Raw genomic sequence first — 20017 nt, 5'->3', positions numbered from 1 at the left:
GGCAGGTGTCAGGGCAGGCCGATGCGGCGGTAGCGCTCGAACCGGGTGGTGAGCCGCTGTTCGGCGGGCACCGATCTCAGCGCGTGCAATTCCGCGGCGATGGTCGCCGAGAGCCGCTCGATGAAGGCCCGGGGTTCGTCGGCCGCGTCGGGGTGCTCGGGCACGACGACGTCGACGATGCCGTTGGCCAGCAGGTCGACCGATCGAACCCCTTGGGCGGCAGCGAGTTCGGCGGCGTGGTCGACGTCGCGGTAGACGATCGCGCTGGCCCCCTCCGGCGGCAGCGGCGCCAGCCAGCCGTGCAACGCGGCGAGCACCCGGTCGGCGGGCACCATCGCCAGGGCGGGGCCGCCGCTGCCCTGGCCGAGCAGTACCGACACCGTCGGGGTGTCCAGCGTGACGAGATCGGCCAGGCAGCGGGCGATCTCACCGGCCAGCCCGTCCTCCTCGGCCTCGACCGACAGCGCCGGGCCCGCGGTGTCGATGACGAGAACCAGCGGCAACTGCAGACCGGCGGCCAGCGCCATGCCGCGTCGCGCCTCGCGCAGGGCGGCCGGCCCGACCACGCCGCCGACCACCCGCTGCTGGCNCCAGCGGCAACTGCAGACCGGCGGCCAGCGCCATGCCGCGTCGCGCCTCGCGCAGGGCGGCCGGCCCGACCACGCCGCCGACCACCCGCTGCTGGCCCAGCACGACGGCGGGCTGGCCGCCGAACCGGGCCAGCGCCAGCAGCGTCGTCGCCGCCTCGCCCTGCCCCGTCCCGGACAGCAGCACCCGCTCGGTGGAGCCGTGGCGCAGCAGCGCGCCGACCCCGGGCCGGTCCGGCCTGCGGGACACCTCGACCGACTCCCAGGCCGGGATGTCGGGCAGGGATTCGGCCGGGGGCGCGGACGGGGCCTGCCCGGGTGCGTCGGCGACCACCGTGAGCGTGCGGTCCAGGGTGGCGCGAAGGACGTCGAGCGGCACGACCGCGTCGATGACGCCGTGGCGCTGCAGGTTCTCGGCGGTCTGGACACCGGCCGGGAACGGCTCGCCGTAGAGGTGTTCGTACACGCGCGGCCCGAGGAAGCCGATCAGCGCGCCCGGTTCGGCCGCGGTCACATGCCCCAGCGACCCCCACGAGGCGAACACCCCGCCCGTGGTCGGGTGGCGCAGGTACACCAGATAGGGCAGGTGCGCCTGCTTGTGCACCTCGACCGCCGCGGTGATCTTCACCATCTGCAGGAACGCGACCGTGCCCTCCTGCATGCGGGTGCCGCCCGAGCTCGGGGAGGCCAGCAGCGGCAGGCCCTCGGCGGTGGCTCGCCGGACCGCCGCGACGATGCGCTCGGCGGCGGCCACGCCGATCGACCCCGCGAGGAAGTCGAACTCGCACGCCACCAGCGCGACCCTGCGGCCGAACACCCGGCCCTCACCGGTGAGCACCGCTTCGTCCAGGCCGGTCGTGGCGGCGGCGTCGGCCAGTTCGCGGCGGTAGGACTCCGAGGCCACGATCTGCAGGGGCGGATCGTCCCAGCTGACGAACGAACCCTCGTCGAGCAGGGCGTCGCGCAGCTCCAGGGCGCGGATCCGGCTCACAGGAAGAGGCTAATAGTCTGGGGGCATGATTGAAGCCACCCGAGACGGCAACGTGCTGACCCTGGAGATGCAGCGTCCCGAGCGGCGCAACGCGCTGAACGCCGAACTGGTCGACGGCCTGCGCGAGGCGATCGAGAAGGCGGCCGTCGAGGACGTCCGCGCCATCGTGCTCACCGGCCAGGGGCACGTGTTCAGCTCGGGCGCCGACCTGTCCGGCGGTCAGGGCGTCGCCGACGAGCTGCCCGACAAGGCCAGAGCGCTGAACCTGGCGATCGACCGGGCTCCCGTGCCGGTCATCGGCGCGGTCAACGGTCCCGCGATCGGCGCGGGCGTCATCCTGTCGATGATCTGCGATCTGCGCGTGGTGGCGCCCGAGGCGTACTTCCAGTTCCCCGTCGCCAAGTACGGCATCGCGCTGGACAACTGGAGCATCCGCCGGCTGACCTCGCTGGTGGGTGCCGGCCGGGCGCGCGGCATGCTGCTGGGCGCCGAGCGGCTCACCGCCGAGGCGGCCTTGCAGACCGGGATGGCCAACCGGATCGGCACGCCGGCCGACGCGCAGGCGTGGGCCCAGGAGATCGCGGGCTATGCGCCGCTCGCCCTGCAGCACGCCAAGCGGGTGCTCAACGACGACGGCGCCTACGAGGATCCGTGGCCGGCGCACCAGGAGCTGTTCGACCGGGCGTGGAAGAGCCAGGACATCATCGAGGCGCAGGTGGCGCGCATCGAGAAGCGCGCACCGAAGTTCCAGGGCGCCTGATGCTCGGCGCGGCGCTGCGGTTCGGGTTCGGCACGGCGTCCTTGCTGGCCGGGGGCTGGGTGCTGCGGGCACTGCAGGGCACCCCGGAGTCGCTGGGGGCCACCCCGGCCGAGATCGCACCGGTGGCGCGGCGCTCCCCGCAGTACCGCGACGGGAAGTTCGTCAATCTCGAGGCGCCGTCGGGCATGACGGCCGACCGCGAGGCGCAGCGGATGCTGCTGCGCGATCTGGCCAACGCCGGGAACTCGGGCAAGCCGCCGGCCCCGATCCCGCTCGCAGATCCGCCCGTGCCGCATCCGACCGCCGGTCCCGCGGCGGCCAGCTGGTACGGCCACTCCAGCGCGATGATCGAGGTCGACGGCTACCGCGTGCTGGCGGACCCGGTGTGGAGCCGGCGCTGCTCGCCGTCGCGTGCCGTCGGTCCGGCGCGCATGCACGAAGTGCCGCTGCTGATCGAAGCGCTGCCCGCCGTCGATGCCGTGGTGATCAGCCACGATCACTACGACCACCTCGACATCGACACGATCGTCGCGCTGGCGCACAGTCAGCGGGCGCCGTTCCTGGTGCCGCTGGGTATCGGCGCGCACCTGCGCAAGTGGGGCATCCCGGAGAGCCGGATCGTCGAGCTGGACTGGAACGAATCGCACCGGATCGGTGACCTGACGCTGGTGTGCACCCCGGCCCGGCACTTCTCCGGCCGGCTGTTCACCCGTGACACCACGCTGTGGGCGTCGTGGGTGGTGATGGGGCCGTCGCACCGCGCGTTCTTCGGCGGCGACACCGGATACACCAAGAGCTTCGCCGAGATCGGCGCCGAGTTCGGCCCGTTCGACCTGACGCTGCTGCCGATCGGGGCCTACCATCCGGCGTTCTCCGACATCCACATGAATCCCGAGGACGCGGTGCGCGCGCACCTCGACATGACCGACGCCGACGCCGGCCTGATGATGCCGATCCACTGGGCGACGTTCCGGCTGGCGCCGCATCCGTGGGCCGAGCCGGCCGAACGCCTGGTCGCCGCCGCCGACGCCGAAGGGGTGCGGATCGCGGTGCCCATTCCGGGAGGACGGGTGGACGGCGAATCGACATTCGACCCGTGGTGGCGCCTGTAGACGGTGCCGACGGGTTACCGTTCGACCATGAAACCCCGGGTGGCCGCGCTCGCGATGCTCACCGTGCTCGTCGCCGGGTGCGGCGCCGACACGACGCCATCCTCGCCTTCCTCGTCGTCACCGCCGACCGCCGGGCAGGCCGGGGACACCCCGCCCCCGTTGGTGCCCGCGATGCCCCTGCCCGGGAACGCGGTCGACGCCGCGGTGGGCAGACTCGACGAGTTGGCCGGGGACCTGATGCGCAAGTCGGGCATCCCGGGGATGGCGGTGGCCGTCGTCCATGGTGGAAAAACCGTGTACGCCAAGGGTTTCGGGGTCAAGAACGCGACGCTGCCCGACGATCCCGGTAACCGCGTCGATCCCGACACCGTCTTCCAGCTGGCATCGGTGTCCAAGTCGCTGGCGGCCACCGTGGTGGCCCACCAGGTCGGGGTGAAGTCGGTGGACTGGAACACCCCGATCGTGGCGAAACTGCCGTGGTTCGCGCTGTCCGACCCTGCGGTCACCCCGATGGTGACGATCGGCGACATGATGTCGCACCGCTCCGGACTGCCCGACCACGCCGGTGACCAGCTCGAGGACCTCGGTTACGATCGCAGGCAGGTCCTCGAGAAACTGCGCGAGTACCCGCTCGATCCTTTCCGGATCTCCTACGCCTACACCAACTTCGGCTTCACTGCGGGCGCGGAGACGGCCGCGGTGGCGGCGGGCAAGCCGTGGGAGAACCTGGCCGCCGACGTGCTGTTCACCCCGCTGGGCATGACGACGGCCAGTTACCGCTATGCCGATTTCGCGCTGCGGCCCGACCGCGCGGTGGGACACATCCACGTCGACGGCTCCTACCAGCCGCGCTACATCCGCAACGCCGACGCCGAAGGGCCCGCCGGCGGGGCCAGCGCATCGGTCCAGGACATGACCCACTGGCTGGCCATGATGCTGGCCGACGGCAGCTATCAGGGCAAGCAGATCGTCGACCGCGCCGCGCTGCTGCCGGCGGTGACCCCGCAGATCGTGTCGAGCCCCGCCACCGAACCGGCGATGCGTTCGGGCTTCTACGGATTCGGCTTCAACGTCGGCACCACGTCGGCGGCGCGGACCGAAGTGAGTCACTCCGGGGCGTTCGAACTGGGCGCCGGCACGAACGTGCTGATCCTGCCGTCGGCCGACGTGGCGATCGTGGCGCTCACCAACGCCACGCCGATCGGTGTACCGGAGACGCTGACCGCCGAGTTCGCCGACCTCGTCCAGTTCGGCGAGATCCGGCAGGACTGGTACGGCCTCTACCGCAAGGCGTTCGAGGAGATGGACGCCCCGGTCGGGTCGCTGGTCGGCAAGACCCCGCCGTCCGAGCCGGCGCCGCCGGCGCCGCTGCAGACCTACGCCGGCACGTACCGCAACGGCTTCTGGGGTGCGGCGACCGTAAGCGAGGTGAACGGGGCGCTGCGGCTGCGGCTGGGCACCACGCTGGACGTGGAGCTGCGGCACTGGGACGGCAACGTGTTCACGTTCGCGTTCGTCACCGAGAACGCGCCCCCGGGAACGGTGTCCACGGCGACGTTCGACGGCGACAAGCTGACGCTGGAGTACTACGACGAGGACGGCAGGGGAGTGTTCCTTCGATGACGGCTGTGGTCTCCGCGGGTCTCTCCGATGCCGAGGTCGCGCAGCGCGTCGCCGACGGCAAGAGCAACGACGTCCCGACCCGCGCGGCGCGCAGCGTCTCGGAGATCGTCCGCGGCAACGTGTTCACCCGCATCAACGCGATCCTCGGTGTGCTCCTGGTCATCGTGCTGTCCACCGGTTCGCTGATCAACGGTGCGTTCGGCCTGCTGATCATCGCCAACAGCGCGATCGGCATCATCCAGGAGCTGCGCGCCAAACAGACGTTGGACAAGCTCGCGATCGTCGGCCAGGCGAAACCGTTGGTCCGCAGGCAATCCCGCACCGCGCCGCTGCTGCCCAGCGAGGTGGTGCTCGACGACGTCATCGAGCTCGGGCCGGGGGACCAGATCGTCGTCGACGGCGACATCCTCGAGGCGGCCAACCTGGAGGTCGACGAGTCACTGCTGACGGGGGAGGCCGATCCGATCGCGAAAGCCGTGGGCGAGCACGTGATGTCGGGCAGCTTCGTGGTCGCCGGCGGGGGTGCCTACCGGGCCACGAAGGTCGGACGGGAGGCCTACGCCGCCAAGCTGGCCGAGGAAGCCAGCAAGTTCACGCTGGTGAAATCCGAACTGCGCAGCGGCATCAACAAGATCCTGCAATTCATCACCTACCTGCTGGTGCCGGCCGGAGCGTTGATCATCTACACCCAGCTCTTCACCACCGACGCCGGCTGGCAGGAGTCGGTGCTGCGCATGGTCGGCGCGCTGGTGCCGATGGTGCCCGAGGGTCTGGTGCTGATGACCTCGATCGCGTTCGCGGTCGGCGTCGTGCGGCTGGGCCGGCGCCAGTGTCTGGTCAACGAACTGCCCGCCATCGAGGGGCTCGCGCGGGTCGACGTGGTGTGCGCCGACAAGACCGGCACCCTGACCGAGAACGGCATGCGCGTCAGCGAGGTCACCACCTTGGACACGTCGGAGGTGGCCGACGTCCTGGCCCAGCTCGCCGCCGACGATCCCCGTCCCAACGCCAGCATGGCCGCCATCGGTGAGGCCTACCGGATGCCGCCGGGGTGGAGTTCGACGGCGACCGCGCCGTTCAAGTCGGCGACCAAATGGAGCGGCACGTCTTATGGCGAGCACGGCAACTGGGTGATCGGCGCGCCGGACGTCCTGCTCGATCCGGCCTCACCGGCCGCCGAGGAGGCCGAGCGCATCGGCGCCCAGGGTCTGCGGGTGCTGCTGCTGGGCTCCAGCGACCGCCCCGTCGACGATCCCGAAGCGCCCGGCACCGTCACGCCCGCCGCGCTGGTGGTGCTCGAGCAACGCGTCCGCCCCGACGCCCGCGACACCCTCGATTACTTTGCCTCCCAACGCGTTTCGGTGAAGGTGATCTCGGGAGACAACGCGGTTTCGGTCGGTGCGGTCGCCGGGTCGCTCGGCCTCACCGGGGAGACGATGGACGCGCGCCGGTTGCCTGCGGAGCCCGAGCAGCTGGCCGAGACACTCGAGGAGTACACGACGTTCGGACGGGTGCGGCCCGACCAGAAGCGGGCGATGGTGCATGCACTGCAGTCCCGCGGCCACACCGTCGCGATGACCGGCGACGGCGTCAACGACGTGCTGGCCCTCAAGGACGCCGACATCGGCGTCGCCATGGGGTCGGGGAGTTCGGCATCGCGGGCGGTGGCGCAGATCGTGTTGCTGGACAACAGGTTCGCCACGCTGCCCTATGTGGTGGGCGAGGGCAGGCGGGTGATCGGCAACATCGAACGGGTCTCCAACCTGTTCCTGACCAAGACCGTGTACTCGGTGCTGCTCGCGGTGCTCGTCGGGCTGGCGGGTCTGTCGGCGAAGATCTTCGGCACCGATCCGCTGCTGTTCCCGTTCCAGCCGATCCACGTCACCATCGCCGCGTGGTTCACCATCGGCATCCCCGCGTTCATCCTGTCGCTGGCGCCCAACGCCGAACGGGCCCATCCGGGTTTCGTGCGGCGCGTGATGACCTCGGCGCTGCCGTCGGGTCTGGCCGTCGGGATCGCGACGTTCATCTCCTATGTGCTGGCCTACCAGGGGCGGGCGGCGAGTCAGGTGGAACAGACGCAGGCTTCGACCGCGGCGCTGATCACGCTGCTGGTCTCGGCGCTGTGGGTGCTGGCCGTGGTCGCCCGGCCCTACGAGTGGTGGCGGGTGGCGCTCGTCGCGGTGTCCGCAGTCGCGTACGTGGTGATCTTCTCCCTCCCCGTCGCGCGCGATCTGTTCATGCTCGATCCGTCGAACGTCGTGACGACCTCCACCGCGGTGGGCATCGGGGTGCTCGGTGCGGTCGCCGTCGAGGTGATCTGGTGGGTCCAGGGCGCCGTTCTGGGCGAAACCCGCAGGCTGTGGCGCACGCCGGAGCGGTAGAGTCGACCGCATGGGATTTCTGGACAAGGCGAAGGATCTACTCTCCAAGAACGCCGACAAAGTGGACACGGTGATCGGCAAGGCCGGTGATCTCGTGGACAAGAAGACGCAGGGCAAGTACGCGTCGACCGTCGACAAGGTGCAGGACGCCGCCCGCAAGGCCGTCGCCGACCAGACCGCGCCGCAGCAGCCGCAGCAACCGCCGCAGTCGCACCAGACGCCCCCGCAGCCGCCCCCGGTGCCGCCGCAGCAGGAGCCCCCGACGGCTCCTCCGGTGTCGTAGGCCCGCTCGCGGTATGGCCAAGCTGTCGGTCTCGGTCGACGTGCCGCTGCCCCCCGAACGGGCATGGGAGAGCGCGTCGGACCTCTCCCGCTACAAGGAGTGGCTGTCCATTCACCGGGTGTGGCGCTCCCCGCTGCCCGACACCATCGACAAGGGCACCACGCTCGACTCGATCGTCGAGGTCAAGGGCATGCTCAACCGCGTGCGCTGGACCGTCGTGCACTTCAAGCCGCCGGAGGCCATGACGCTCAACGGGGACGGCCGGGGCGGTGTCAAGGTCAAGTTGATCGGCAAGGTCAAGCCGGCCGAGCAGGGTTCGACGGTGCAGTTCGACGTCCACCTCGGCGGCCCCGCGCTGTTCGGGCCGATCGGCATGGTGGTCGCCGGCGCGCTCAAGAGTGACATCCAAGAGTCGCTGAACCGCTTCAAGGCGGTCTTCGCGCCGTCCTGACGCTGCTCGCGGCTAGGACCGCAGCGCATCGGCGATCGGAGTGTCGCCCGAAATCAGGTCGAACGTGCGTCCCGCGGTCTGCGGCGCATCGAGCACACCCACGATCACCGCGGCGACGTCGGCGCGGGGCACTTCACCGCGGTCGGTGCGCTCGGCGATGGTGACCTGCCCGGTCGGCGGGTCGTCGGTGAGCCGGCCCGGCCGCACGATGGTGGCGGAAATTTTTGTACGAGAACGGATCTCGTCATCGGCGGCACCCTTGGCGCGCAGGTAGGCGACGAAGACCTCGTCGGCCGCGTCGTCGGGAGTGTCGGCGTCGGCACCCATGGCCGAGATCATCACGTAGCGACTCACGCCCGCGGCCTCGGCGGCATCGGCGAGCAGGATCGCCGCGTCCCGGTCCACGGTCTGCTTGCGCGCCGCCCCGCTGCCCGGGCCCGCACCCGCGGCGAAGACCACCGCGTCGGCTCCGCGCAGGTGGGTCGCCACCTCGTCGACGCCTGCGTGCTCCAGGTCGATCACGACGGCTTCGGCGCCCGCCACGGTCAGATCGGCAGCGTGCTCGGGGTTGCGGATCAACCCGACGGCCGAGTCGCCCCGGGCGCTCAGCAACGCCTCGGTGAGCAGCGCGATCTTGCCGTGACCCCCCGCGATGACGACGCGCACGCGGACCTCCTTCTCGTCGACAGACACCACCTGCGTGTCTACCACCGTCGGCGCGGGGTGAGTATGGAAGCCGTGTTGTCTCTCACCGGTCGACGTCGCCGCGACGTCTGGCGTTCCGTTTCGGTCCATGTCGTTGTGTCAATACTTGCGCCCGTGCGCCTGACCGCTGCTCGCCTCGTCACCCTGATCGCCACGGTGCTCGGCATCCTCGTCGTCGGAGTCGCCCCGGTGAGCGCGGCGCCGGCCGCTGGCCAGGGATTGCTGTCCATCGGCGGCCTGCAGCGCACCTACCTCGTGCATGCGCCGCCCGGAGCGGCCAACGGTCTGGTGATCAACCTGCACGGGGCGGGGCTGACGGGCCGCGACCAGGCGGTGACGACGAACTACGACGCCATCGCCGACCGATACGGATTCGTGGTCGCCTACCCTGACGGTGTCGACCTGAGCTGGGCCGACGGCCGCGGAGCGTCGGTGCCCGACCGGCAGGGCGTCGACGACGTCGGCTTCCTGTCCACGCTCATCACCGAGCTGACCCGGCAGTACGCCATCAGCCCGGGCCGGGTTTTCGTGACGGGAATGTCGGCCGGTGGGTTCATGGCCCAGCGGCTGGCCTGCGACCGGGCTGATCTGGTCGCCGCGGTGGTGTCGGTCGCCGGGACGCTGGGCGCGACGGTCCCGTGCGCGCCGTCGCGGCCGGTCTCGGTGCTCGCCGTGCACGGGGACGCCGATCCGGTGGTCCCGTTCGGCGGCGGCCCGATGGTGGGCCGCGGCGGACCGAGCGTGATCGTCTCCGCACCCGAACTGGTCAACCGCTGGCGCGCCATCGATCGATGCCCGCCGCCAGTCGATACCCCGGGCCGCTCGTCGTCGACCGGCTGCGCCGACGGCACCGCAGTCGAGTTCGCGATCATCGGCGGCGGCGGTCACGTCTGGCCGACCGGATTCGGGTTCGACGCCTCGCAGGCCGGCGCCGACTTCTTCGCCGCGCACGCGCGCTGACGTCAGGGCCTGGTGCGCTGCAGGGCGGGGAGCACGACGTCGTCGACGAGCGCGCGAACGGTCTCGTCGGTGGGCGGGCGTTCGGACATCAGACTGCGGAACACCAGATAGCCGGGCAGGACGTCCCAGATCTCGGGGTTGATCGCGGCGGTGCTGATCTCGCCGCGCTCGGCGGCCGCCGTCAGCACCTCTTCGATCATCCTGTGCCGGTGCCGGACGAACTTGTCCTGCATCGCGGCCCGCAGGTCCGCGCTGTGGGACATCTCGTTGAGGACCGCCCGCATCGTGCTCGCGTGCTCCCGGGAGTGCGCGGCCACCGACGTGCCGATCGCGATCAGATCCTCGCGCAGGCTGCCGGTGTTGGGGGCGACCGCCGATTCGCGGGTGCCCTCGATGAACGCCGCGAGCACGAGGTCGGCCTTCGAGGGCCACCTGCGGTACATCGTGGCCTTGCTCGCCTTGGCTTCGGTGGCGACGGCGTCGACGGTCAGCCGGTCATAACCGTGTGACTGCAGCAGCCGCAGCGTCACGGTCAGCAGCTCGGCTTCCCGCTCGGTCCAGCCGCACTGGTCGGATCCCGGGTCGGGTGGCACGGCGCCGGACAACGCCGAGTCGGGTACCACGCGCCCCACCATAAGCCTCTCCGCCGTCGCCGCGCCGGAATCGCCAGCGCTTGCAGCGGACAGTACCGTACCGTACCGTTTCGTTCCGGTCACTGGGGTGCGCAGCGGCCGTCGGGGCGATCGGAAGTGGGCTCGCGGATGAGCAGGGTGTCGGTCGGAAGAGTCGTGAGACAACGTTGGACGCTCATCGTCACCGTCGTCGTCGTCGCGATCGTCGGGTTCACTGTCTACCGCCTGCACGGCATCTTCGGCTCCACCAACACCGTGTCACGGCCCAGCGCGGACGCCCTGGAGAACACCGGATACAACCCGAAAAGGGTGCTGTTCGAGGTGTTCGGCTCACCGGGCACCGTCGCGACCGTCAACTACCTCGACGCGAACGCGCAGCCCCAGCGGGCCGACGACGTCACCCTGCCGTGGTCGACGACGTTGACCACCGACGACCCCACGCTGTTCGCCGACCTGCGCGCGCAGGGTGACGGTGCCCAGATCGGTTGTCGGATCACGGTCAACGGCGTCGTCACCGACGAGAGGACCACCGACAACGTGAACGGCTACATCGCCTGCCTGGACAAGTCGGCATGAGCGGGCAGCACGCCGACGGCGGGCAGTCGCGGGTGGCGCACCTGATCCGGGTGCTGTGCGTGCCGATACTCCTGGTGTGGGTCGCCGTCGCTGCGCTGACCAACATCGCCGCCCCGCAGCTCGAGGTCGTCGGCGCGGAACGCTCGGTGTCGATGAACGCCGCGGATTCGCCGTCGATCATGGCGATGCGGCACATCGGCCAGACCTTCCGCGAGTTCGACTCCGACAGCGCGGCGATGATCGTGCTCGAGGGGGACGAGCCGCTCGGCGCCGACGCCCACCGCTACTACGACACCCTGGTCAAGCGGCTGGGCCAGGACACCGTCCACGTTCAGCACATTCAGGACTTCTGGGGCGATCCCCTCACCGCGGGCGGTTCGCAGAGCAAGGACGGCAAGGCCGCGCTGGTGCAGGTCTACCTCGCCGGCAACCAGGGCGAGGCGCTGGCCAACGAGTCCGTCGACGCGGTCCGCCACCTGGTCGCCGAGGTGCCGCCGCCGCCGGGCGTCAAGGCCTACGTCACCGGTGCCGCGCCACTGATCACCGACAACTTCGAGGTGGGCAGCGCGGGCACGCACAAGGTCACCGCCATCACGTTCCTCGTCATCGCGATCATGCTGCTCATCGTCTACCGGTCCGTGGTGACGATGCTGATCGTGCTGGTGGCCGTGGCCATCGAGCTGGCGGCCGCGCGAGGGGTCGTCGCGGTGTTGGCCAACTACGGGTTCATCGGGCTGTCCACCTACTCGACCAATCTGCTGACGCTGCTCGCGATCGCGGCCGGCACCGACTGGGCGATCTTCCTCGTGGGCCGCTACCACGAGGCCCGCGGCGCCGGTGAGGACCGAAAACCCGCGTACTACACCATGTTCCGCGGCACGGTGCACGTCATCGTCGGGTCCGGATTGACGATCGCCGGTGCGGTGGCCTGTCTGTACTTCACCCGGCTGCCCTATTTCCAGACGCTCGGGATACCCGCGGCGATCGGTGTGCTGGTCACACTGGCCGCCGCGCTGACGCTGGGTCCGGCGGTGATCGTGATGGCCGGCCGGTTCGGGCTGATGGAACCCAAGCGGGCGATGCGGACCCGGGGTTGGCGGCGCATCGGCACCGTGATCGTCCGCTGGCCGGGCCCGATCCTGGTGGTGACGTGCGCGATCGCGCTGATCGGGCTGCTGGCGCTGCCCGGGTACAAGACGAGTTACGACGCGCGGCCCTACCTGCCCGACACCGCCCCGGCGGTCGTCGGCTACGCCGCCGCCGAACGGCACTTCTCCGAGGCCCGGCTCAACCCCGAGCTGCTGATGATCGAGACCGACCACGACATGCGCAATCCGGCGGACATGCTGATCCTCGAGCGCGTCGCCAAGGCGGTGCTGCACACCCCGGGAGTGGCGCTCGTACAGTCGATCACGCGGCCGCTCGGCACGCCGATCAGCCACAGCTCCATCCCGTTCCAGATCAGCGCGCAGAGCGCCAGCCAGATCATGAACCTGAGCTACCAGAAGGATCGCGCCGCCGACCTGATGAAGCAGGCGGCGGAGATCAGCAACACGATCGACATCCTCAAGCAGCAGCTCACCCTGCAGCAGGCCAGCGCCGCCGCGACCCACGAGCAGACGGAGGCGTTCCACGACACCGTCACGATCGTGACCGACCTGCGGGACAAGCTCGCGAACTTCGACGACCAGTTCCGGCCGCTGCGCAACTACTTCTATTGGGAGCCGCACTGTTTCGACATCCCGATGTGCGCGGCGCTGCGGTCGGTGTTCGACTCGCTCGACGGCATCAGCGCGCTGTCCGATCAGTTCACCAGCATCACGGCGAGCCTCGACAAGCTCGACGCGCTGCAACCGCAACTGCTGGCGTTGCTGCCGCCGCAGATCGCGATCCAGGAGCGCAACCGCGACCTGACGCTGTCCAACTACGCGACCACCGGCGGCACCAACGCCCAGAGCGAGGAAGCGCTGCGCAACGCCACCGCGATGGGGCAGGCGTTCGACGCCGCCAAGAACGACGACTCGTTCTACCTACCGCCCGAAGCGTTCGACAACCCGGACTTCAAGCGCGGTCTGAAGCTGTTCCTCTCGCCTGACGGCAAGGCGGCCCGGATGATCATCACCCACCAGGGCAACCCGGCCACGCCTGAGGGGATCTCGCACATCGACTCGATCCGCGACTCGGCGTTCGACGCCATCAAGGCCACGCCGCTGTCGGACGCGAAGATCTACGTCGCGGGGGTCGCCGCCACCTACAAGGACGTCCAGGACGGCCCGAAATACGACCTGCTGATCGTCGCGCTCGCGGCGCTCGCGCTGATCCTGCTGATCATGATGTTCATCACCCGTAGTCTCGTCGCGGCCGCCGTCATCGTCGGTACCGTGGTGCTCTCGCTCGGTGCGTCCTTCGGGCTGTCGGTTCTGGTGTGGCAGTACATCTTCGGCATCCAGCTGTACTGGATCGTGCTGGCGCTGGCGGTGATCCTGCTGCTGGCCGTCGGCGCGGACTACAACCTGCTGTTGATCTCCCGGTTCAAGGAGGAGGTCGGGGCGGGTCTGAAAACCGGCAGCATCCGCGCGATGGCCGGCACCGGCGGTGTGGTCACCGCGGCCGGGCTCGTGTTCGCGGCCACGATGTCGTCGTTCGTCTTCAGCGACCTGGTGGTGCTCGGCCAGATCGGCACCACCATCGGTCTGGGTCTGCTGTTCGACACCCTGATCGTGCGGTCCTTCATGACGCCGTCGATCGCGGTGCTGCTCGGCCGGTGGTTCTGGTGGCCGCAGATCGTGCGGACCCGTCCGGCCAGCCAGATGCTGCGGCCCTACGGACCACGGCGGGCGGTGCGCGACCTGCTCGGCGGCTGAGGCGGACGGCGATCAGCGGGACGGCGCGAAACATGGCCGAAACATGATCGCCGCGTGCCCGAAACGCGGAGCCGACATTCTCGGTCGGGACCCGAAGGAGTGTCGACCGTGAACCAGCTCGATCCTGCCGCCACCGCATGGCTGCTGGCCAGCACCGCACTGGTGCTCCTGATGACGCCGGGCCTGGCGATCTTCTACGGCGGCATGGTGCGCACCACCGGCGTGCTGAACATGATCATGATGAGCTTCATCGCGATCCCGCTGGTGACGGTGACGTGGCTGCTCCTCGGGTACAGTCTCGCGTTCTCCGGCACCGGCGCCGGCGGGGTGATCGGCGATCTGGCGCACGCCGGGCTGAGCGGAATCGCCCCCGACACGCTGCACGGGCAGGTGCCGGAGCTGCTGTTCGTGACGTTCCAGCTCAGTTTCGCGATCATCACCGCGGCCCTGGTCAGTGGCGCCATCGCCGACCGGGCCAAGTTCGCGGCGTGGGTGGCGTTCGTCCCCGTCTGGGTGGTCGTGGTGTATGCCGTTGTGGCGCACTGGGTGTGGGCTCCCGGGGGATGGATGTTCCGGTGGGGTGTGCTGGACTACGCCGGCGGGCTCGTGGTCGAAATCGTCTCGGGTTCCTCGGCTTTGGCGCTTGCGCTGGTGCTGGGCCCGCGAATCGGCTTCAAGAAAGACGCGATGCGTCCGCACAATCTGCCGTTCGTGCTGCTCGGTGTCGGGCTGCTGTGGTTCGGTTGGTTCGGGTTCAACGCCGGGTCGGCGCTGGCGGCCAACGGCACAGCCGCCGCGATCTTCCTCAACACCCTGGTGGCCGGCTGTCTGGGCATGCTGGGCTGGCTCACGGTCGAGCAGCTGCGTGACGGGAAGCCGACGACGTTCGGCGCGGCTTCCGGTGTGGTGGCTGGGCTGGTGGCCATCACCCCGGCGTGCGGCACCGTCAACACCCTGGGCGCGGTGGTGGTCGGGTTGGCGGCAGGCGTGGTGTGCGCCTTCGCCATCGGTCTGAAATTCCGGTTCGGCTACGACGATTCGCTCGACGTCGTGGGCGTGCACTTCGTGGGCGGGGTGGTCGGCGTGCTGCTCATCGGGCTGTTGGCCACCGATGCGATGACCGGCGACGGTCTTGGCGCTCGCCCGGACCNCTCGGCAAGCAGGTGGTGGCCGTGCTCGTGGTCGCGGCGTACGCCTTCGCGGCGTCGTTCGTCCTCGCCACGCTGATCGATCGATTGATCGGCTTCCGGATCAGCGCCGAGGACGAGGTGTCGGGCGTCGACTTCTCCCAGCACGCCGAAACCGCTTACGCCGAGGGCGTTCACGGGCACGGCGCGCCCCCGCGGTCCGGTCTGTTCGGTTCCTCCGGGGCCACCGCACCCCGGCCGTCGTCCTCGGAGGACGCCGCCGGCTGAATGCGCCGGGCCGCCGGTCGGCCGTTGCCGGGAGCAACACCAGATTTTCGACGGTGCGGTAAGTTACAGTGCCTAAGAAGTTGAACCAAAGGTCAGCCTCACGGCGCGTCGGGCAGAAGGGCCGGGCGCGGGTGGGCCGGATGTTGGGAGCGGTCCCGAATGCTGACACCGACGGGGACGGTGCTGGATTGACCGATGTGGCAACGTCTGTGGACGTGGAGACCAGCCGTGCCATGCTGCGCCACATGCTCGTGGCCCGCGGCATCGACGACGAAGCCGTCCGGCTGCAGAATCAGGGCAGGGTGGACCTGTGGTTGTCCTGTCGGGGGCAGGAAGCCGCGCAGGTCGCCTCGGCGATGGCCATCGGCGACGCGGCGACGATCTTCCCCAGTTACCGAGACCACGCCGTCGCGGTCGTCCGCGGTATCGACGGCGTGGGGTTGGTCGCGCAGTGGGCCGGGCGCACCTTCTGCGGGTGGAATCCGCGTCGGCACCGGTTCTTCCCCTACACACTGGTGGTCGCGGCGCAGACGCTGCACGCCGTCGGGTACGCGATCGGGCGTCGGCTGCAGGACCGTGCCGAGACGGTCGTCGTCTATCTCGGTGACGGAGCCACCAGCGAGGGCGACGTCTCGGAGGCGATGAACCTGGCCGCGGTCGAGTCCGCGCCGGTGCTGTTCGTGGTGCAGAACAACGGGTGGGCGATCTCCAAGCCCAGCCACGAACAGATGCTGACCTCGATCGCCACCCGCGCGCGCGGCTTCGGTATCACCTCCTGGACGGTGCCCGACGACGATCCCGATGACACCTACCTGCAGTGTCTGCTCGCGAGGCGGCACGTCGAGAGCACCGGCACGCCGGCGCTGATCGAGATCCAGACCACCCGCACCGCCGGGCACAGCAGCTCGGATGCCCACACCGTCTACCGCGACCGCGACGAACTCGCGGCCGCCGCGTCGCGCGATCCGGTGCTGCGCTACCGGCAGCGGCTGCACGACGCCGGTCTGGTCGACGACCCGTGGCTGGACGACGTCGCGCACGACGTCGCGGCGCAGAGCCGGGCCATGGTGGAGGCCTTCGGGCGATGACCAGCGCACGGCCCCACTGCCTGGCCGAATCACTCAACGGCGCTCTGCGCGGACTGATGGACGATGACCCGTCGGTGGTGCTGATCGGGCAGGACATCGGCCGTCTCGGTGGGGTGTTCCGCGTGACCCGGGGCCTGCAGGAGCGCTTCGGTGCGGGCCGCGTGCGCGACGCGGTGCTGGCCGAGTCGTCGATCGTCGGTCAGGCGATCGGCATGTCCATCGCCGGACTCAAACCGATCTGCGAGATCCAGTTCGACGGCTTCGTCTACCTCGCGATGAACCAGATCGTCACCCAGGCGGCCAGGATGCCCGACCGGTGGAACGGGGAGCTCGATCTGCATCTGGTCGTGCGGGTCCCGGTGGGTGGCGGTATCCGCGCGGTGGAGCATCACAGCGAGTCCAACGAGGCGCTGTTCGCCCACACCCCGGGCCTGCACGTCGCCTACCCGTCGGACCCCGAGGACGCGTCCGCCATGCTCGCGCACTCCTGCCGTCTCGGCTCGCCGGTGGTCTTCTTCGAGCCCAAGCGGCTGTACTGGAACCGCCGACGCGCGCAGCGTCTCGAGGAGCCGGTCTCGGCGCTCGGCGCTCGCGTCGTGCGCCGCGGATCCGACATCACCGTCGCCGGATACGGAGCGGTCCTCGAGGACGTGCTCGCCGCTGCCGACGCGCTGGCCGGCACCGTCGACGTCGAGGTGATCGACCTGCGCTGGATCGCACCGATGGACGTCGACGCGGTGCTGACCTCCGTCGCCCGCACCACTCGGCTACTGGTCGTGCACGAGGCGGTCGGATTCTGCGGTGTGGGAGCCGAATTGGCGGCCACCGTCTCCGAACGCGCCTGGCATCAGCTCAGCGCGCCGGTGCGGCGGTTGGCTCCCCCGCGCGCCACTTACCCGCCCGCCGACCGCGAGAACGACCATCTGATCGGGCGGCCGGAGATCACCCACGCGATCGAGGAGATGTGCCGGTGAGCGGCGCCGAGAACACCGTCGACATCCACGTACCCGACTTCGGGCATGGCCTCACCGATGCCCTCGTGGTCGAATGGCTGGTGTCGGTCGGCGATGTGGTCGAGCGGGGGGACGTGGTCGCCGTGCTGGAGACCGACAAGAGCAGCGTCGAGCTGATGGCCGAGAGGGCGGGCACGGTAGTCGAGATCGTCGTCGGTGCACGGTCGATCACGACATCAGGTTCGGTGTTGTACAAACTCGACGAGCGACGGTGAAAGGTCGGAGACGATGGCATCCATCGATGAACGTATGAACACGATCGTGCTCAAGATCGTGCGACGGCGATCTCCCGAGGCCGGCGTCGAGGATCTCGGCACCGCGATCTGGGATCTCGATCTGGACTCCCTCGACGTCGCCGAACTCACCGAACTCCTCGAGCGGGAGTTCGGCGTCGAGGCGGACCTCGAGCGGCTCGACGAATGCGTCAGCCCCGCCGACATCAAGATGTACTTCCTGGGATTGATCGACGCGCCGTGAACGCCGGCATCGTCGACATCGTCACGGAGACAAGCGGAGAACACGTCCCCAACGCGTACTTCGATTCGATCGGACTCACCGACGAGTGGATCCGCCGCCGCACGGGGGTGGGTGCGCGCTGGTGGATGGACGAATCGGAACCGCTCGACGAGGTGGCCGCCCGGGTGTGCGCCCCGCTGGTCGCCCGCCACGGGGAGGGCAGGATCTCCGCGCTGCTGGTGGTGAGCAGCTCCGCCGGTGGTGCCGTGCCCGGCATCGCGCAGCGGGTGGCGACCAAGGCCGGCCTGCCCAACGACATCCTGGCTTTCGACATGTCGGCGGCCTGCAGCGGTTTCGTGTATGGGCTGATCTCGGGGCTGTCACTGTGCGACGCCGGCGACGGCGCCGGGGTGATCGTCTGCTGCGTCGAAGCGATGTCACGGATGCTCGACAAGACCGACCGCAACACCGGACCCCTGTTCGGGGACGGCGCCGCCGCGGTGCTCCTGCAACCGCGGCCGGAGTTCCGCAAGCACCGCTGGCACGCCGGGTCGGACGGCGCCGGCGCCGATCTGATGCGTGGACAGATCGGCAAGGGCATCGCGCTCGACGGCATCCGGGTCTACCACCGTGCCGTGCGGACCATGACCGAGACTGCGAAGATCCTGCGCGAGAACGACGTCGAACCCTCGATCGTGATCGGACACCAGGCCAACTCGCGAATCCTGCAGCGGGTGCGCGACGAGGCAGACATCGGCTCGGCCGTGTTCGTGGACTGTGTCGAGAACTTCGGCAACACCTCGGCGGCCTCGATCCCGCTGGCGCTGGGCGCGTCGCTGGCCGAGGGCACGATCCCGGCGGGCGGCAGGGCATTGCTCGTCGCCTACGGCGCGGGGGAGACGTGGGGCGGCGTGATGGTCGACTACGACCTCACCGGCACCCCGCATGGCTGAACGGCCCCAGGTCGTCCTGATCACCGGCGCGTCCCGTGGTGTCGGCGCGGAGGTCGCCCGCCTGCTCGCCCGTCCCGGGCGGCACCTCGTCATGAACTACCGGGAGAAGGACCGTCGTGCCGCCGAGGTCGTCGACGGTGTGCGTGCCGCGGGTGCCGACGCGACGGCGGTGCGGGCGGATCTGTGCGACGAACGCGCTGTCGCCGCGATGTTCGACGACATCGACGAGCACCTCGGCGGGCTGGATGTCCTGATACTCAACGCGTCCGGAGGGTTGGAGCGCCACGCCGACCCCGGCTACGCGATGCGGCTCAACCGCGACGCACAGCTCGCGGTGGCCCGCCGCGCCGTCGCGTCGATGTCGGGGGAAGGGCTCGTCGTCTTCGTCACGAGCCACCCAGCGCACTTCTTCGGTCAGATGCCGGTTCCGATCGCCGGTTACGCGCCGGTCGCCGAGAGTAAACACGCGGGCGAACACGCGCTGCGTGCCGAACTGGCAGCCGAAGATGTTGAGCTGGTCGTGGTTTCGGGAGATCTGCTGGAGGGGAGCGTCATGCTGCGTCTGCTCGAGCGCGGTGACCGCGACGGGGTCGCGGCGCGGCGGGCGGACGGGCCGTTGCCGAGCGTGGAAGAGTTCGCCGCCGCGATCGCCGCGGCGGTCGACGCGCCACCGCCGGACGGCACCACCGTCTACGTCGGCGGATCCGGCTACGTCGACTGAGGCTTCGGCCGGGATGAGCGTCGCCGGGGCGGCTTCTCCTCCCGGGGAGGTTCTGTCCCGCCGCGGTTGGTGAACCGGCCCAGCGTCGACACGCCCGGCATCGAGGACACCGTGCGGTAGACGTCGTTGCCGGTCGCGACCAGGGCTTCGAGTTGGGGGAGCAGGGCATCCATCGTGCGAAGCATCGGGTCGGCGAGCGCGAGGTAGCGCTCGGCGCGATCGATCACGGCATTGAGTCGCTGCGTCGCGGTCGCGAGATTCTCGATCAGGTCCGGCATCTCGGCTGCGAGTTGGATAGAGGCAGGCGGAATGCGCAGGGCGGTCGATGCCATCGATTCGGCGGCATCGGCCGCTGCCTGCGCAGCCGCTCTGATCTCCTTAGGGCTGGGAACTTTCGGTGTCATAGATCAACGATGCCGCACAACGACGCGGCACCGGGGGCT

At 69.8% G+C, this 20017-nt stretch carries 19 protein-coding genes and 3 pseudogenes; 17 read left to right on the top strand and 5 right to left on the bottom strand.

Going from position 1 to position 20017, the window contains the following annotated elements; genetic code table 11:
* Nucleotides 1-8: 8 nt before the first annotated feature.
* Nucleotides 9-589, bottom strand: a pseudogene (locus tag MCHUDSM44219_RS31190) (carboxyl transferase domain-containing protein); the annotation flags it as partial.
* A 1-nt stretch (nt 590) separates the two neighbouring features.
* The coding region (locus tag MCHUDSM44219_RS31185) for a carboxyl transferase domain-containing protein (protein WP_048419751.1) at nt 591-1578 on the bottom strand (988 nt) is incomplete at its 3' end.
* 25 nt (nt 1579-1603) lie between these two features.
* Between MCHUDSM44219_RS31185 and MCHUDSM44219_RS18455 the strand changes: the two genes are divergently transcribed.
* From MCHUDSM44219_RS18455 to MCHUDSM44219_RS18430, 6 genes are read left to right on the top strand one after another with little or no spacing between them, the layout of a single operon-like run.
* Nucleotides 1604-2338, top strand: a complete 735-nt coding sequence (locus MCHUDSM44219_RS18455; RefSeq protein WP_048419695.1) for an enoyl-CoA hydratase — start codon at nt 1604-1606, stop codon at nt 2336-2338.
* Nucleotides 2338-3450: an MBL fold metallo-hydrolase gene (locus tag MCHUDSM44219_RS18450; protein WP_048419694.1), complete on the top strand. Its 1113-nt coding sequence runs from the start codon at nt 2338-2340 to the stop codon at nt 3448-3450. Before MCHUDSM44219_RS18455 ends, MCHUDSM44219_RS18450 begins: the two co-directional genes overlap by 1 nt.
* 27 nt (nt 3451-3477) lie before the next feature.
* Entirely contained in the window at nt 3478-5073 is a 1596-nt protein-coding gene (locus tag MCHUDSM44219_RS18445; protein WP_048419693.1) for a serine hydrolase, read from the top strand.
* Nucleotides 5070-7457 (top strand): cation-translocating P-type ATPase, encoded by a 2388-nt coding sequence (locus tag MCHUDSM44219_RS18440; protein ID WP_048419692.1) that lies wholly within the window; start codon nt 5070-5072, stop codon nt 7455-7457. The genes MCHUDSM44219_RS18445 and MCHUDSM44219_RS18440 overlap by 4 nt, the downstream gene beginning before the upstream one ends.
* Before the next feature lie 10 nt (nt 7458-7467).
* The gene (locus MCHUDSM44219_RS18435; protein WP_048419691.1) at nt 7468-7740 is read left to right on the top strand and encodes an antitoxin; all 273 of its coding nucleotides are present in this window, start codon (nt 7468-7470) and stop codon (nt 7738-7740) included.
* Between the two features lie 13 nt (nt 7741-7753).
* On the top strand, nt 7754-8191 hold the full coding sequence (locus MCHUDSM44219_RS18430) for a type II toxin-antitoxin system Rv0910 family toxin (protein ID WP_048419690.1): 438 nt from the start codon (nt 7754-7756) through the stop codon (nt 8189-8191).
* A gap of 12 nt (nt 8192-8203) precedes the next feature.
* On the opposite strand, the gene MCHUDSM44219_RS18425 is transcribed toward MCHUDSM44219_RS18430, so the two are convergent.
* Nucleotides 8204-8857 carry an NAD(P)H-binding protein gene (locus MCHUDSM44219_RS18425; RefSeq protein WP_048419750.1) on the bottom strand — a complete coding sequence of 218 codons (654 nt, stop codon included), beginning with the start codon at nt 8855-8857 and terminating at the stop codon, nt 8204-8206.
* Between the two features lie 159 nt (nt 8858-9016).
* Between MCHUDSM44219_RS18425 and MCHUDSM44219_RS18420 the strand changes: the two genes are divergently transcribed.
* The gene (locus MCHUDSM44219_RS18420) at nt 9017-9856 is read left to right on the top strand and encodes a CE1 family esterase (protein WP_413783624.1); all 840 of its coding nucleotides are present in this window, start codon (nt 9017-9019) and stop codon (nt 9854-9856) included.
* Nucleotides 9857-9858: 2 nt separating this feature from the next.
* On the opposite strand, the gene MCHUDSM44219_RS18415 is transcribed toward MCHUDSM44219_RS18420, so the two are convergent.
* Nucleotides 9859-10491, bottom strand: a complete 633-nt coding sequence (locus tag MCHUDSM44219_RS18415) for a TetR/AcrR family transcriptional regulator (RefSeq protein ID WP_082162272.1) — start codon at nt 10489-10491, stop codon at nt 9859-9861.
* Between the two features lie 126 nt (nt 10492-10617).
* Here MCHUDSM44219_RS18415 and MCHUDSM44219_RS18410 point away from each other — a divergent pair, with 126 nt between their 5' ends.
* From MCHUDSM44219_RS18410 to MCHUDSM44219_RS18370, 10 genes and pseudogenes are all read left to right on the top strand, one after another.
* Entirely contained in the window at nt 10618-11064 is a 447-nt protein-coding gene (locus tag MCHUDSM44219_RS18410; protein WP_048419688.1) for an MmpS family transport accessory protein, read from the top strand.
* The gene (locus MCHUDSM44219_RS18405) at nt 11061-13928 is read left to right on the top strand and encodes an MMPL/RND family transporter (RefSeq protein ID WP_048419687.1); all 2868 of its coding nucleotides are present in this window, start codon (nt 11061-11063) and stop codon (nt 13926-13928) included. The genes MCHUDSM44219_RS18410 and MCHUDSM44219_RS18405 overlap by 4 nt, the downstream gene beginning before the upstream one ends.
* 108 nt (nt 13929-14036) lie before the next feature.
* Nucleotides 14037-15078 (top strand): annotated as a pseudogene (locus MCHUDSM44219_RS18400) (ammonium transporter); the annotation flags it as partial.
* A gap of 1 nt (nt 15079) precedes the next feature.
* Nucleotides 15080-15343, top strand: a pseudogene (locus MCHUDSM44219_RS31180) (ammonium transporter); the annotation flags it as partial.
* A 197-nt stretch (nt 15344-15540) separates the two neighbouring features.
* The gene (locus MCHUDSM44219_RS18395; protein ID WP_201778154.1) at nt 15541-16431 is read left to right on the top strand and encodes a thiamine pyrophosphate-dependent dehydrogenase E1 component subunit alpha; all 891 of its coding nucleotides are present in this window, start codon (nt 15541-15543) and stop codon (nt 16429-16431) included.
* Nucleotides 16428-17405: an alpha-ketoacid dehydrogenase subunit beta gene (locus tag MCHUDSM44219_RS18390; RefSeq protein WP_048419686.1), complete on the top strand. Its 978-nt coding sequence runs from the start codon at nt 16428-16430 to the stop codon at nt 17403-17405. The genes MCHUDSM44219_RS18395 and MCHUDSM44219_RS18390 overlap by 4 nt, the downstream gene beginning before the upstream one ends.
* Nucleotides 17402-17659: a biotin/lipoyl-containing protein gene (locus tag MCHUDSM44219_RS18385; protein WP_048419747.1), complete on the top strand. Its 258-nt coding sequence runs from the start codon at nt 17402-17404 to the stop codon at nt 17657-17659. The genes MCHUDSM44219_RS18390 and MCHUDSM44219_RS18385 overlap by 4 nt, the downstream gene beginning before the upstream one ends.
* A gap of 13 nt (nt 17660-17672) precedes the next feature.
* Nucleotides 17673-17921, top strand: coding sequence for an acyl carrier protein (locus tag MCHUDSM44219_RS18380; RefSeq protein WP_048419685.1), 249 nt, complete (start codon nt 17673-17675; stop codon nt 17919-17921).
* Nucleotides 17918-18853: a ketoacyl-ACP synthase III gene (locus tag MCHUDSM44219_RS18375; protein WP_048419684.1), complete on the top strand. Its 936-nt coding sequence runs from the start codon at nt 17918-17920 to the stop codon at nt 18851-18853. The genes MCHUDSM44219_RS18380 and MCHUDSM44219_RS18375 overlap by 4 nt, the downstream gene beginning before the upstream one ends.
* On the top strand, nt 18846-19574 hold the full coding sequence (locus MCHUDSM44219_RS18370; RefSeq protein ID WP_048419683.1) for an SDR family oxidoreductase: 729 nt from the start codon (nt 18846-18848) through the stop codon (nt 19572-19574). The genes MCHUDSM44219_RS18375 and MCHUDSM44219_RS18370 overlap by 8 nt, the downstream gene beginning before the upstream one ends.
* On the opposite strand, the gene MCHUDSM44219_RS18365 is transcribed toward MCHUDSM44219_RS18370, so the two are convergent.
* Nucleotides 19562-19978, bottom strand: coding sequence for a hypothetical protein (locus tag MCHUDSM44219_RS18365; protein ID WP_048419682.1), 417 nt, complete (start codon nt 19976-19978; stop codon nt 19562-19564). The two genes, MCHUDSM44219_RS18370 and MCHUDSM44219_RS18365, sit on opposite strands and share 13 nt — an antisense overlap.
* Between the last annotated feature and the right edge of the window lie 39 nt (nt 19979-20017).

This window comes from Mycolicibacterium chubuense, assembly GCF_001044255.1.
GTDB lineage: Bacteria > Actinomycetota > Actinomycetes > Mycobacteriales > Mycobacteriaceae > Mycobacterium > Mycobacterium chubuense.
Note: the sequence above shows the minus strand (reverse complement) of the source record. Positions and strands in the feature narration are given on the sequence as shown.